Source organism: Agrobacterium sp. SOY23 (genome assembly GCF_027212525.1).
GTDB lineage: Bacteria > Pseudomonadota > Alphaproteobacteria > Rhizobiales > Rhizobiaceae > Agrobacterium > Agrobacterium tumefaciens_I.
The window spans coordinates 20,698-35,451 of sequence record NZ_JAPWDT010000007.1 but is presented as its reverse complement, the minus strand read 5'-3'; the positions used below and the strand labels follow the sequence as shown (position 1 = coordinate 35,451).

The 14,754-nt window shown below is 57.5% G+C and carries 12 protein-coding genes; all 12 read right to left on the bottom strand.

What is annotated here, in order from left to right; all coding sequences use genetic code 11:
- Positions 1-619: 619 nt before the first annotated feature.
- Entirely contained in the window at positions 620-1,867 is a 1,248-nt protein-coding gene (locus O3S81_RS19395; protein WP_269345818.1) for a glucarate dehydratase family protein, read from the bottom strand.
- Positions 1,867-2,664, bottom strand: coding sequence for a sugar phosphate isomerase/epimerase family protein (locus O3S81_RS19390; protein WP_269345817.1), 798 nt, complete (start codon positions 2,662-2,664; stop codon positions 1,867-1,869). Before O3S81_RS19390 ends, O3S81_RS19395 begins: the two co-directional genes overlap by 1 nt.
- Entirely contained in the window at positions 2,661-3,695 is a 1,035-nt protein-coding gene (locus O3S81_RS19385) for a hydroxyacid dehydrogenase (protein ID WP_269345816.1), read from the bottom strand. The genes O3S81_RS19390 and O3S81_RS19385 overlap by 4 nt, the downstream gene beginning before the upstream one ends.
- Positions 3,692-4,861, bottom strand: coding sequence for an SGNH/GDSL hydrolase family protein (locus O3S81_RS19380; RefSeq protein WP_269345815.1), 1,170 nt, complete (start codon positions 4,859-4,861; stop codon positions 3,692-3,694). Before O3S81_RS19380 ends, O3S81_RS19385 begins: the two co-directional genes overlap by 4 nt.
- A gap of 16 nt (positions 4,862-4,877) precedes the next feature.
- Positions 4,878-5,627 carry an SDR family NAD(P)-dependent oxidoreductase gene (locus O3S81_RS19375; RefSeq protein WP_269345814.1) on the bottom strand — a complete coding sequence of 250 codons (750 nt, stop codon included), beginning with the start codon at positions 5,625-5,627 and terminating at the stop codon, positions 4,878-4,880.
- Between the two features lie 17 nt (positions 5,628-5,644).
- Positions 5,645-7,975: an alginate lyase gene (locus O3S81_RS19370; protein ID WP_269345812.1), complete on the bottom strand. Its 2,331-nt coding sequence runs from the start codon at positions 7,973-7,975 to the stop codon at positions 5,645-5,647.
- Positions 7,976-8,046: 71 nt separating this feature from the next.
- Positions 8,047-9,576: an extracellular solute-binding protein gene (locus O3S81_RS19365; protein ID WP_269346304.1), complete on the bottom strand. Its 1,530-nt coding sequence runs from the start codon at positions 9,574-9,576 to the stop codon at positions 8,047-8,049.
- A 60-nt stretch (positions 9,577-9,636) separates the two neighbouring features.
- Entirely contained in the window at positions 9,637-10,518 is an 882-nt protein-coding gene (locus tag O3S81_RS19360; protein WP_269345811.1) for a carbohydrate ABC transporter permease, read from the bottom strand.
- An 11-nt stretch (positions 10,519-10,529) separates the two neighbouring features.
- Positions 10,530-11,459: an ABC transporter permease gene (locus O3S81_RS19355; RefSeq protein WP_269345810.1), complete on the bottom strand. Its 930-nt coding sequence runs from the start codon at positions 11,457-11,459 to the stop codon at positions 10,530-10,532.
- Positions 11,456-12,571, bottom strand: a complete 1,116-nt coding sequence (locus O3S81_RS19350; RefSeq protein WP_269345809.1) for an ABC transporter ATP-binding protein — start codon at positions 12,569-12,571, stop codon at positions 11,456-11,458. The genes O3S81_RS19355 and O3S81_RS19350 overlap by 4 nt, the downstream gene beginning before the upstream one ends.
- Positions 12,572-12,601: 30 nt before the next feature.
- Positions 12,602-13,390 carry a GntR family transcriptional regulator gene (locus tag O3S81_RS19345; protein WP_269345807.1) on the bottom strand — a complete coding sequence of 263 codons (789 nt, stop codon included), beginning with the start codon at positions 13,388-13,390 and terminating at the stop codon, positions 12,602-12,604.
- A 565-nt stretch (positions 13,391-13,955) separates the two neighbouring features.
- Complete coding sequence (gene dsbG, locus O3S81_RS19340) at positions 13,956-14,753, bottom strand: thiol:disulfide interchange protein DsbG (RefSeq protein WP_269345805.1); 798 nt, start codon at positions 14,751-14,753, stop codon at positions 13,956-13,958.
- Between the last annotated feature and the right edge of the window lies 1 nt (position 14,754).

Sequence of the window (14,754 nt, the reverse complement as noted above, 5' to 3'; positions counted from 1 at the left end):
TTCAGATCAAGTTCTCGAAGCTGGAGCCAAAGTTTTCTTCTGATTCCTCCGCACGATCGTGGAGGGAGGTTTGACGTTCACCTACCGTCAAGAGCAGCTAAACAGCGCCCTCTCAAATTTTCGATCCGATAACGGAAGCGTCCCACTTCATTCCAGTGGTTCCGACGGATACGAGAGTTGTTATAAGCGGAAGTTGTCCAGGCGTTGCGGATTCAAATCGGCTGCACTGATAACTGCTACTTGGCTGGCGTTGTGATATTCGGGATGGACAGCGGTCTTCGAGGCGCGCGTCTGTTCAGGCCAAAGCCAAGTCGGACGGATGGGATGTGGTGATAATGTTATCATCGGTGACGTTGTTATCCGCGACGATGTTGATGAAGCCGATCTGCAGCGCATTATCCTGGCAAAGCTGTAACTTGAACGGTGTCGAGTGCGGTCGACCACTCGTGATGATGCACTCATAAGCGTGTAGAAGGAACATATCCAACCGGATGAACATGAGACTGTGGTTGGACTCCACCGGCCATTTTAGAGCGAGGGGCCCTATCTCCCCCCTGACTACGGGCATGTATCATCCCGGCGTGTTGTGACGTTTGACCCTGGCAAGTTTGCAGCAACCTCACCAACGTGGCACAAGTCTTTCGTATCTTGGATCAAAAAGCTTCATGTAAGCCGTGTCATCGCGTTCCTTCAAACTGCTTTCTTCATAAAGTGCCGCAAGAGATGCGAGTTTGTTCCTGTCCAGTGATACGCCAAGCCCCGGTTCTGTCGGCAAGCGGAGTTTCCCGTCGCGGAAAATGAAGGGCGTCCCTTCGACGACGTCTGTAGCCGTCCAGGGGTAATGGGTATCGCAGTCGAAGGTGAGATTTGGTGTTGCAGCAGCAGCGTGGACCATCGCCGCGAGCGTGATGCCCAGATGTGAGTTGGAATGCATCGAAAGGCCCAGGCCCAGCACCTCGCAGATTTTTGCAAGATTGGATGAGGCGCGAAGGCCACCCCAGTAGTGATGGTCGGAAAGCACTATCTTTACCGCCTTTTTTTCAAAGGCTGCGGCGATGTGATCGAACTCCAGTACGATCATGTTTGTCGCGAGAGGGATTGAGGTTGCGGCCGCCACTTGCGCCATCTGGTCCATGCCCAGGACCGGGTCTTCCAGATATTCCAGAACGTTCTCAAGCTTGCGTGCCACATGGATCGCAGTCTCGACCGTCCAGCCTCCATTTGGGTCAATACGCAAAGGATGACGCGGAAAGGCTTCCCGAAGTTTCAGCATAGTTTCGATTTCAAGGTCGGGATGAAGTACGCCGCCCTTGAGTTTCAGTGACTGGAAGCCGTATTTCCCGATCATCCTGTGGGCTTCGCCGACCATCTGCTCCGGTGTCAGGACCTCCCCCCATTCGTCCGACTCCTCACCAATATGCCCCGCAAACTTGAAAAACAGATAGGCGCTGAATGGTACACTTGTCCGAACAGCGCCGCCGAGGAGATCGCATACCGGGCGACCGAGGAGCTTGCCCTGGATGTCAAGACAGGGAACCTCAAAGGCAGATGCGACCACATCCGTCAGCTTGTGATCGGCGACGGCTGATTTGGCATTGATACCGCCACCGCCCGGCAAGGCGGCTATGATCCGGGACTTTAGTTCGTGCAGGTGAAATGGATCCAGTCCGATGAGTGCCGGAGCAGCGTGTCGCAGCCCTTCCAGCGCCTTGATACTTCCGTAACTTTCCCCGAGACCGACCGTACCGTCATCGCATATGACCTCGATGACGGTGCGCAGTGCATGGGGCTGATGGACACCTTTGCAATTCAAAAGTGGCCTGTCGGGAATGGCGACCGGTGTGAGGTGAATTTCGGCTATGCGCATCAGGAGACTCCTTGTCGCCACCAGTGGCGCGCAGCCTTCAGCGCGTCTTCCAGTGGAGGCAATTGGGGATGCCAGTGGCGTTCCCATTCGAGGCTGAGGGGAATTTTCCGTTCGTCCGGCTGGAGCAACGAAAGCAGTTCCGCGATGGGAAAGTCGCCATGGCCGGGCAGTACATAGCGCCGTTTCCCATCGCTATCCTCCATGCTGTCCTTGACGTGCAGATGGACGACGTTTTTCGCTATAAGGGGCCAAAGAGTTCTGACATCAGCGCCTTTGGCCCATGTATGATGGGTATCCCACAATATCCGGGCCGTCGGCGCGTGTTCCAGAAAAGCGAGGAGCTGATCGAAATCGGCCAGCGCATCGTGGGTTTCTATCATCAGCTCGACATTCAGTCTGCGCGATCGGCGCAAAGCCTGCCAATTGTCCAGCAGCGCCGCTGCACGAGCCATCTCTTCTAATGCTGGTTGCCCGCCGCCGTCGAATATCCGCAAATTGGGGATGCCGGCAGCCTCTGCCCAATCGATGAAGGGCTCGACTTCGGAAAGGCCGCTGCTGCCGAACAGCCGCATAGATGTGTTGAGAGCAGTAACCTTGAGCTTACGTCCGATTAGAAAGGCAGCAAATCCGGCAGGGGTGCCAAACTCGGCAGCCAAGGCGGCGGTCAGGTTGATCGTGCCGGAAAGTGCTCGCAATTCCACCCTTGCGATGCCATGGCACTCTCCCAGATCGGCCACCTCATGCAGGCTGAGTCCGGAGCAGCCGAGGGTCGAAAAACAATATTCGAAAGTGCTCATGCCATGCGCTCCATATCCTGCTTATGGATGGGGTGGAGCGGCGCAAGTCCCGCGACGAAGCGCTCTATCTCGGTGATAGCCAGATCGGAAAGTGCGCGCAATTCATTGCCCAGTGCGCCAGCTATATGGGGGGTGAGCACGACATTGGGCAAATCGTAAAACGGGCTGTCCGTTGGCAGGGGCTCGGGTTCCGGCGTGTCAATCAGAATGCGCAGCCGCCCGGAAAGCGCCTCGACCAGCAATGCATCGTGGTCGATCAGCCAGCCCCTTGCCGTGTTGATGAAGACGGCATGGTCGGCCATGAGTGCCAGTTCGCGGGCGCCGATCATATGGTGTGTTTCCGGCAGGATCGGCGCGTGCAGCGAGACTACATCGGACCAGGCGAGAAGCTCGTCCAGTTCGGTTTTCCTTGCGCCAAGGGACGCGGCTTCTTCCGCCGAAAGAAAGGGATCGTAAACGGCAATCTCGAATTTGCCACGCGCCAGCATGTCGATCACCAGCCGCCCGATGCGCGAGGCTCCGACAATGCCGACCTTGCGGGCGTGATTGCCGAGATAGGGCAGGTTCCTGCCGCGCCTGCTGCCAAAAACGCCGGTGCCACGCTCTGCCCTGTGTTCATCCCGCAACCGGAATACATCCTTGCCGCACATGATGATTGCTGCATAGGTGAATTCGGCAACCGGCACGGCCATGGCGGAAGCCGCAGTCGTGACCAGAATATCGGACGTCTCCCAGAATTCTGCGGGCGCAACCATCCGCACCGATGATGCCGTATAGGCGATCATTTTCAGCCGTGGCGCGCGCGAAAGGCGTTCGCGTGTGAGGGATGGCGTACCCCAGGCAGCAAGCAGAATGTCAGCTTCGGCGAGAGCCTCCGCACCTTCAGCCGTGTCGAAATCCGTATGGGGAAAACCCTGAATGATATGCGTTACGGCATTCAGTCGCGCCCATTCGCGCGGACCAAAAAACCCTTCCGGAAGCTCGCTGCGCATGGCGATCAGCAGGCGCGGTTTGTTCTGAGAATGCGTCATGCGCGCACCGGATCTGAAACGGAGCGGATGTCGATCTTGGAAACATCGATCTCGATCGGTTGCGAACCGGGCTGCAGGATCACATCGAGAAAAAGTTCAGGCGGTGCTTTGCCCGGCCGCAATTTCAGGGGAGGGGTCCTTAACGCGCCTTTCCACTGTCCGGACGGAAAGGAAAAGAGCCTGCCGTCATCGGCACGAAACGGTGCGAGCGCTGTCACTACCTGTCCTTCGGCTGCGACATCTTTCAACCGCAGCGATATTCCCAGAACGCCATCATGAGCCGGTATCTCCACATCGCAGATTGCGTCCACCCAGACGCCCGTGCCGGGGTGGACAAGCTGCCCGCCAAGACGATGGTTCTGCTCATCCGCTTCGGTGATGGTCCGGGCCAAGAGGTCCGATGCGAGATTGCCCGCCGGATTGTTTACCGGATCGAAGCTGTCATCCTTTGACAGGAGCCGGGCCGGCGCACGTGGCACGACAGTTTCGAGATAGTCCGCCAGCAATTGCCCGACTGCAAAGGCGCCGGGCACTGAAAAATGGGTTCCGTCATCGGAATAGTCGGGATATGGCTCGCCAAATTCGTTATCAACATCGACCCACGCCGCGTTCCAGTCGAAGACATGGCAATTGGCGTTGTTGGTCGCAAATTCGGTGCTCTGCCGGTTGATCCAGTGCGCCTTTGACCGCTCAGCACCCCCCGCCGGCCATTTTCCGATGCTTCGTGCCAGAATGGGAAGCAGAATGACGGTTTTGCCGGCGGCGAGCAAGACTGAGGCGATCCTTGCCCGCGTCTCCGCAATCGTCTGGCGCGTTTCCACCATCATGTCGTTGGTGCCGGCATCGACAATGACCAGATCGAAATCCGATTGCAGCAACCGCGGCAATCGCCGCTCGATCTCGACCGCCTTCTGGCCGGAGACCCCGAAATTGAGGCCGGAAAAGAAGCGGCTGACACCGGGTCGGTTGCTCGGCTCCCAGCCGGACGGCACGGAAGGATCGTGATGGACCGGGCAGCAAAGCCTGCCATGCGACAGGACCTCGGCCCAGCTCATCCAGCCGCGTGCCGATGTGGCAAGCGAGTTGACGTCGCCAATATGGTTCTGCTGGACGAGCGAGGTGCCGAGAATGGCAATCCGGCCAGCCCGGGGGAGCGTTACCGACATGAGGCGATCCGGATTATCAGGAGAACAGGACGCCGCCATTAATGTCGTAGCAGGCGCCGGTGACATAGTCGGCATCGTCAGACGCAAGGAAGGCAACCAGACCGGCGACGTCTTCGCTCGACCCTTCGCGCTTGAGCGATGTCGCACCAGCCACCCGTTCGCGCACCTCCGGCTTGGTGAAGGTGTCGTGGAAGGTGGTCGAGATCATGCCGGGGCAAACGGCGTTGACGCGGATATCAGGGCCGACTTCCTTGGCAAGTCCGCGGGTGAACGTCATCACGGCACCCTTGGAGGTCGCATAGGCAAGAGCGCCGGGGCCGCCGCCATCACGGCCCGCCTGCGACGAGAAAGTGACGATGGCGCCGCCCTTGGCCATTTTGGGCAATGCGGCCTTCGCCGTCAGGAACAGTGACGTCAGATTGACGTCGAGGACCTGATGCCAGAATGCTTCATCCATATCTGCGATTGTCTTGCGGGCGATCAGGCCGCCGGCAACATGGACGAGGCCATGAATCTCGCCGAATTTGTCGGCAGCGGCCGATATGGCCGCCTCGACCTCGGTTGCTTTCGTGAGGTTCGCTCTGATCGCCAGAGCCGAACGGCCAAGTTTCTCGATTTCGGCGACGGCTGCGGCCGCGCCTTCTGCCGCACCATTATAGGTGAGAACGACATTGGCGCCTTCCTGTGCAAAGCGGAGGGCACATGCCCGGCCGATATCCCGGCCGGCCCCGGCGACAACAACGGTCCTGTTTGTAAAACGCTGCATTGGAAAACCTCGTATGATTAGAACTGCTTGGGAAGTGAGAGCTTGAAACGCTCGTCATCGACATCGCTGAAGTAGACGTCGGTAGAAAAACCCTGATCGTCGATGAAGCTGAAGATTCGCTTCGGCTCCTTCAGACTGTAAGGGACGAGAAGGGTGACAAGGCGATGCCGGGTGGCGGCCGGAACCGTGGCGCAGACATGGTGGTGAATATCCAGCCCTTCGAATTCTTTCGGGTCGATATCGGGAAAACCTTCCACGGCGCTGATTTGAGGCGTGCCGGCCGAAGAGTAGACGAACTGCCCGTAGAAGCCGGCTTTCCGGCCATTGTAACGGAAGCTTGACCTGCCGGTCTGCGGGGCTCCGAGTGTATGGCAAAGCCATTGCAGTTCCTGGGGTTCGGAACATTCCACCTCATCGACAATCACGAAATAGCTGTCATTAACAAAGTGGGTTTCGCGCAGCACCTTTTGAACCAGCGGGTTCGCAACCTGGTAGGCGGCGGTTGCATCGCCGACGATGCGAACATGGTCCGGCTTTTCCTCCACCGAGACGATGCGGCCGGCGGCGCGGCGTGCAAGCGCCTTGTCCTTTTCCGCATATTGGCCTTTGCCGCCGATCAGTACGGCGTTTTTCGACCGTGTCTGACGCCGCCAGTTCAAATGCATCTGCGAATTGAATGCCACATAATAACCGGACTGGATCGCCAGATCTTCGCCATGGGCATAAAGTACAAAAGCGTTCTGGTCGCCGTGACTGTGGCTGAGCGAGCCATAGGGGCTGGATTTGAAGACGAACTGCAGATGCCGTTCCGGGTCTTCCATATGTTTATGGATGGTAGCCCAGCCGATGTCGTCGAAAACGGCGAGTGCCGGCAGGTCGGCGGGCGACAGGGCTTCCACCTGCGGGTAATCGTGACGGTAGACCAGATCGTCGAAGTTCAGGTCCCACCAGCCATAATTGTAAAAGGCCACTTCGGTGCCCGTCGCGTCCGCCTTGATGTGATCGAAGTACCATTGGTAATGGCCATTGCCGGTGATGCCGGCGAATTGGCGAACGTTGTATCCCAGCTTCAGGCCGGGAAGATCACCGAGCGTGGAGTCGTCGCCGAAGTTGGCGCGACGGGTGCCGGGCGCCTTGGTGTAGAGCGGGAAGCGGCCGGTATTCTGGAAAAACGGCCGCTGATAAAGGTCGTAACCGATATAGGAGCGGATCAGGTTGGCGGCCTCAATGAGATATGCCATGCCTGTCATCCAGTAATGCGGACCTTCCGCCCAACCGCCATCGGTTCCGGCCCATGGAGAATAGAGCGTGGCGAGGAATTCGACAGTATAGTCGAACCATTCACCCGCCTCATCGCTTTCGCCGTGAAGCGCGATGCAGGCCGGTGTCAGTACAGCCGAGAGCGAGCGCACCGCATGGCTGTCATAGGGAAATACGTGAATGCGGGCGTGTGCGATAACATGATCTGCAACTTCCCGCGTCCGTTCGAGAAGAACGGATCGCACGGTCTTGCGTTCGTCTTCGCTCAGATGGTCGTACAGCCAGTCATAACCCCAGGCGAGTGCGACGACGACACGGAACCCCGCCTCGTCATTATAGGCGCGGGAGGTCGCACCTTTCGTGTCCCAGGCGGCGACGGCCAACAGCCATTTGCGGGATGCATCGAGAAGATCGTCGCGTCCAAGCACGCGCCCGGCGATGGCCAGATGCCGGATCGCATAGATCACTTCCTGGCAATCTATATACATCTGCCGCCAGAGCGTGGCGACACGCATGTTGTTGGGATAGGGCTGCGGTTCCGGCATAACCGGCCGCTGCAGCCATGGTTCAACCGATTTTTCGTAAAATTCTGCCCAGCCGCAATGGTTTGCGTCATTTGCTACGGCGTCGGCGAAGGAATTCAACTGCTCGGAATTGAGCCAGAGCCGCGGGTGGCTGGCATGGGCGGCGGCGTGGCGGGCCTTTCTGCCGGGAAGCGGCGTCTTCGGCAACGAGGCGCCGATCTCGAAACTGCGTACGGTACTCCAGTTCGAATCCGGCGCTGCGGATTTCTGATCCCAAAGCGCATAACACCAGTGATAGTGACCTTCTGGCAGTGCTTCGTCCGGGGTGAAGAAATTCCAGGCGAGATCCTGGAAGACGATCGTTTTTTTGTCTGCAAAGCCGGGATCGGTCGAAATACGCAGCACGTAACGCGCGCCGTCATCGATATCGGGCAGCCATGAAAAGCGCGGAGGATTCTCCGCCGGTTGTGCTTCTTCTCTCGGCTCGTAGCCAATGGTCAATGAACCCGGGCGAGGTTCATCGAGAAGTGTCTGTCTGGAGATGGCCGGGGCAGAGGGACGCATTGCGCTCTAACTCCTATGAAAACAGAAGGGAAAGGATGGCGGCGACAAAGCCGCCATCCTGGTCGGAGGGTTTATTGAGCCGCCTTGTACTGGCGGTCATAGGCCGATTGCATCATCTTGATGACCTCGTCATAACCGAGGGCAGTGAGGCGCTTTTTGTAGGCGTCCCAGCCGGTATCGACGTCCTGCGCGCCGAGAATCCAGGTCTGCTGCATCTCGGTCATGTAGGTGAGGATGCTCGGCCAGTAGCGGTCGAAGGTCGCCTTTTCCTCGGCGTTCAGGGAAACGCCCATGAACTCGTCCTTGAGGCAGTTGCACTTCTCGTACAGATCGATGCCTTCAAGCGCGATCTTGTTCGTCCACTGGCGCTCATATTCGTAATCCATCCAGTATCCGCGCGGGATCGCCGCACCGACTGCCCATAGCTGGGCATTGACCGGATCCTTGTTGTCGAGGATTTCCTTCTTGAACTGCGGTTTACCGTCGACCATTTCGTAAGTGAGGCCCTCGACGCCGAAGTTCGACAGGATGCGACCCGGCTGCGAGAACCAGAAGTCGAAATATTTGATGGTTTCGACGGGGTGTTCATTGGTCGCCGAAATAGCCCAGCCAACGGGCTGGACACGCAGGCGGCGGGAATCTTCGAAACGCTCACCTGAAACCGTCTTGGGCGGAAGCATGGGCTTCAGCGCAAAGCCCTCGATCTTCGGCGACAGGGCGTCATTGTAAGTCGAGGTGCTGGCGAACCAGTCATGTGTCATGCCGCCGAGATTGTTACCCAGCAGATATTCGCGCGAGCGGGCGCCGCGGGTGAATATTTCCTTGTCGATCAGCCCTTCCTTGTACCACTTGGCGACATTGGAAATGCCGGTCTTGTAGTTTTCTTCCGCCCAGGGGTGGCGCAGTTTTCCGTCATAGACGGCAAAGTCGCCATAACGCTCCGATCCCGAAACGCGTGCGTCCCACAGATTGATGAGGCGGACGGCATCGATTTCCTCACGGGCAAAATAAGGCACCTCATCCTTGAGGCCGTTGCCGTTCGGGTCCTTGTCGCGGAAGGCTTTCAGAACCTCGTAGACCTCTTCCGGTGTTTCCGGCTGTTTCAGGCCAAGCTTGTCGAGCCAGTCCTGGCGGATGAACCAGCCGCGCGAGAACTTGCCATCAGGCACATAGGGAATGAAATAAAGCTTGCCGTCCGGTCCGGAGATGGCGTTGCGGATTTCCTTGTGGCTGTCGAAAAACGCCTTGAGATTGGGGGCGTTTTCCTCGATCAGCTCATCGAGCGGAATGAACGCGCCCTCCAGCCCGTAACGGATGAAGTCTTCCTTCAAACCGCCGGTGGCGTCGCCGCCAACGATATCGGGAAGATTGCCCGAGGCGATCAGAAGATTGAAGGCGTCGCGACTGCTGGTGGTTGCCAATGACGCCACGTTGCGGACATGAATATTGGTGATTTCCGCGGCCTTCTGCTCCACCGGCCATTTTTCCGAATAGACGTATTTGTCGCGAAAGTGGAAATGGATGGTCAGTTCCAGCGGGTCTTCGGTGATCTTGCCTGAATCCTGAGCCGATACCGGCAAGGTCAGGGTTACGGCTGTCATCAACGCCAGTAGGGGCGTGCCTTTTCGTAGTGCTCTCACAGGTTCTCCTCCCTTGTGCTGCTACTCTTTGACTCCGCCCAGCAGAATTCCTTTGGTGAAATACTTCTGCGCGTAGGGGTAAATGATGAGGACGGGAATGATGGACGCGATCATGATCGCCGATGTCACCGTCTCGAACGAATAGTGGGCGGTGAGCAGGCTCGAGGCGAATTCGTCATTCGAATTGAGGTCGACGATGACGCGCTTCAGATAGACCTGAAGCGGGATTTTTTCCTCGCCGCGCAGCAGCACCATGGCCCAGAAATAACCGTTCCAGCGCGACACGATGCAGAACAGCGCAACTGTGACGATTGCGGGCTTCGACAGCGGGATGAACACCTTCCACAGCAGCTGCAATTCGCTGGCGCCATCCATCTTGGCGGCCTCTTCGAAGGATTTCGGTACGGCTTCGAAAAAATTGCGCAGCAGGATGACGTTGAAGGCATTGGCCGCGAAACCGAGGATGATGCCGAAACGGCTGTCGAGAAGCCCAAGATCACGCATATTCAGGAAGAACGGGATCATGCCGGCGTTGAACCAGAGCGTAAACGCGATGGCGATGTTGAAGAAGGTGCGGCCACGCAGGCGTTTGCGCGAAAGGGCGTAAGCCCCGGGGATCATTATCAGCAGGCTCGCGAGCGTGCCGCCGAACGTGTAGATGAACGTGTTGCCATAGGCGACCCAGAACATCCTGTCGGACAAGACACGGTCGTAGGCGGCAAGCGTGACATCGACGGGCCAGAGCGTGACGCGACCCGCCGTGACGGCAGCGCCCGAGGAGAGCGAGACCGACAGCACATAGATGAAGGGATAGAGCGTCGACAGGACAAACAGACCGAGAAGAATGGCGTTTGCCCAGCCGAAAATCCTGTCGCCACGGGAATAGAGATTGAAGTTTGCCATGTGTCAGCTCCTCACCACAGCGATGTCGACGAGACTTTTCGGCTGATGCGATTTGCCGAATAAACGAGGACGAAGGCGATGACCGCGTTGAACAGGCCGGCGGCAGTCGCCAGATCGTATTGGGTGCCCTGCAGGCCGGTGCGGTAGATGAAGGTGGAAACGACGTCCGCCGTCTCGTAGGTGGATGGGCGATAGAGCAGGATGATATATTCGAACCCGACTTCGACCAGATTGCCGATGCGGATGATCAGCATGATCACGATCGTCGGCAGGATGCAGGGCAGGGTGATACGCCACATCATCTGCCAGCGCGACGCGCCATCCACCCGGGCGGATTCGTAAAGCGTCGGGCTCACACCGGCGATGGCGGCGAGATAGACGATGGATTCGAAGCCTGCCTCTTTCCAGACCGATGAGCCGATATAGACGGGACGGAACCATTCCGGCTGGGTCAGGAAGTAGATCGGCTCAAACCCCAGGCCTTTCAGCATTAGATTGACGATGCCGATTGATGGCGAGAGGAAATTGATGACGATGCCGGCGACGATCACCACCGAAATGAAGTGCGGCAGGTAAACAACCGTCTGCGCCCAGCTGCGGGCAATGCCGCTCTGAATCTCGTTGAACATCAGGGCCAGAATGATCGGCACCGGAAAGGCGAAGATCAGGCCAAGGCCGCTGATGGTGATGGTGTTCCAGAAAGAACGAATGAACATGTCATTCTGGAAAAGCTCCACGAAATTCGAAAAACCGACCCATGGACTTTTTTCAATGCCGCGAAAGATCGAGAAATCCTGGAATGCGATGACCAATCCGTACATGGGTTTGTAGAGAAAAACCGCAAACCAGGTGAGCATTGGCGCGAGCAGCAGGTAGAGCTGCCAGTCGCGGCGCAGGTCTTCCTGAAGGGCGTGAAGGCGCCCTTGAAAATCCTGTTTCATGGCCGCGCTCCACCCCGGTTTTTGAGCGATCTTCCGGTCGCCGCATCAAAGACGTGGACGCGTGCAGTATCGATGGAAAGCCGGTTGATGCCATTAAGGGCATGGTCGCCATAAAGCGTTTCGGCTTTGGCGATAAACGGCTGGCCATCGGCCTTTCCATGCAGCAGCGCTTCAGCGCCCAGAGGCTCCACAAGGTCGATGCTGCAATTGAGATCCTCGCGGCCATCGCCATCTTCCACCGACATGATTTCCGGCCGCAGGCCGAGCTTGACGGTCTGTCCTTGCGTTGCGTTCTTCGCGAAGGCATCGGGAATGCTGAAGCGCTGCCCGGAGCTGCCCGTGAGCTTGACCTTCACCCTGCCATCCTGCTTTTCGATGGCTCCGTCGAGAAGGTTCATCGGTGGCGAGCCAATGAAGCTCGCGACAAATGTGTTCGCCGGTTCGAGAAACACCTCCATCGGGGAGCCGACCTGTTCGATATGGCCGCCATTCATGATTACGATGCGGTCGGCAAGCGTCATCGCCTCCACCTGGTCGTGGGTGACATAGATGCTGGTGGCCTGCATACGCTTGTGCAGCAACTTGATCTCGGCGCGCATGTGGGTGCGCAGCTTGGCATCGAGATTGGAAAGGGGTTCGTCGAACAGGAAGATTTTCGGCCGGCGCACGATGGCGCGGCCCATGGCGACGCGCTGGCGCTGGCCGCCGGAAAGATCGGCCGGTTTGCGGGCAAGATATTCGGTAAGCCCCAATATCTGTGCGGCTTCTCCAACGGCCTTGTCGACAACGGCCCGCTTCTCACCCCTGACGCGCAGGCCAAACGCGATGTTCTCGGCCACGCTCAGATGGGGGTAGAGCGCGTAGTTCTGGAATACCATGGCGACGTCGCGATCTTTCGGGGCGACCTTGTTGACCACCCGGCCATCCATCGAAACGGTACCGTCCGAGATGTCCTCCAGTCCGGCGAGCATGCGCAGCGTGGTGGATTTTCCGCATCCTGAAGGACCAACGAGGACAACGAATTCCTGCGGCTGTATGGAAAGATTGATACCGTGGACGACTTCGAGGGCGCCATAGCGCTTGATGACGTCGTTGATTTGAACTGCAGACATGAAAGGCCCCTCCTCAAAAGCCTAGAATGTTCAGTCAGGCGTCTTTGACCCCCGTGAAGCGCGCTTCCTCGTGACACGCGTGTTGACCTGCTCGATGAAGGTCCAGATTTTCGGGTTTCTGGAGAGTTCTGCGATTTTGGTTTCGAGTGATCCGAGATGGCGCTGGACGGCCTCCCGAGCCGCTTCGACATCGCCTGATTCAATTCCATCCACGATTGCCTCGTGCTCCTCGATAACCTTTTCTGTCCGCCTGACCGCAAAGACGCGTTTCAGATGCCGCATACGGTCCATTTCGCCCTTGGCCTGGTTGACGACGCTCCAGGCGCCCGGAAGGCGAGCGGCTGCAAAGATGGTCTTGTGGAACTCCTCGTCAAGCAGGAAGAAATTCGTGAATTCTTCGTCTTTTGCAGCAATGCGCTGATTTGAGAGGCAGGCCTTGAGGCGCGCAATGTCTTCAAGTGAATGGCGCTTCGCGGCCTCTATGACCGCGCCCTCTTCCAGTTTGAACCGTATAAAGCAGGCTTCCATATATCGCTGCACATCAATCGGTGAGATGTATGTACCGCCCTGTGGCACAACGGTGACGAAGCCCTCTTCCGACAGACGGATGATCGCCTCGCGTACAGGCGTTTTGCTTACATTCAAAAGTGTGGCGATCTCTTTTTCCGACAGTGCGCGCCCAGGAAGCAGTTTGACTTCCACAATGAGTTTGCGGAGCAACGCATGGATCCGATTGGTCATGTTGCCGCCCTCCGGCAATTGGTCGGGCGCGACCAACTCGAACAGGGGCAGGGATGGAAATTCGAGGAATTCAGACATATCAAATCCATAACTGAGATATCAGAATAATTTCTGACATATCGGAATGCGAAATTTATGTCAAGTGATCGGTTTGCCGCAATATCGGCCCAGAGGATGAAGGGTAGTGCGTAACTGGTTCGAGGAGCTAAATGACTGGAACCAAGTGAACTTCGTGAAGATGCGCGCAATGGCACGACGGAGCATCCAATTCAGCCGACAACAATGTTCAACACTGCCAGCGCCGCTGTATCAGCCGGATGATTTGATACTGCCATGCATTTGCTTCCCAGCCCTAGAGATATCGCCCACAACCCCGGCTGGCGCGAAACAACCTGCTCGGCCGCGTTTATCTCGCAACCGTCCTGCCGTTCCACAATATCCTCGTTCCCACGCTCCTTGCGCGTCTACGTCGGCGCTTGCTCCAAGGCATTGCGGAGATACGAGATCAACTCATTTCATAATCAGCTGGCGTCTCACGAAAAATAAAGGTGCGCTTCGACGCGCCTCCTTGTCTCGCGTTCTGACGGTACGCAGGCGATAGCTCTCGATCGCCATTTTGTGCATCAGCATCGGCGTAGCCCTCCTATTTCGGGCCGAGGATCATTTCGAGCGCCGGCCCCTGCGGCATGCCGGCCATCGTGCCAATTGAACCATCCTGTTTCCTGAAAACGATCGCAGGCGTTCCGCCAAACCCCAATGTCGTCATGAGGTTCGCATTATTCTCCAGCTTCGCCGTGGTCTGTTCCTTGATGGATGAAAGGGGTGTGATTCCACCGTCCTTGTGCTTCAGCTCATTCTCGGTCAGCGCCGACGATGGTGTTTCTGCCTCGATAATCGCTGCCGCCTTAGCAGGAGAGTCTTGCCTGATGACGCCAACCATGATGTGCCGCAATTGCACTTTGCCGTTATCGATCCAAGGCCTCGCGGCCTGCCAGAACTTGTTGCAATATGGGCAGTTCGGGTCCGTGAAGGTGTAAACGACGCGCGGTGCATCATCCTTGCCGTCCGCAACCCATGTCGCTTGTTCGAGCTGTTCCCAGCCGGCCTCAAGGATTGGCTTTTCAACGATTTTTTTCATCTGCGTGGCAGCCATGTCCTGACCACTGGCATCAACGAGCGTGCCGACGATGACATGCTCGTTGTCGGGTGTGAGGTAGATTGCCAGTGGTTGTGCCCCTGCTTTGGCCGCGAACCCCCTAAGGCCTCCCGGAACGTCCATTTCTCCGAGGATATTGATACCCTGACGTTCGATCGAGCGCAGGATCGGGAGAAGATCCTGACCTGCACCAACCGCATCCTGTGCGAAAGGGGTGGAGGGAAATACAACACTCAGGAAAAGGGCGGCAATGGGGATATTACGAGCAGAAATCGTGTAGGGCATT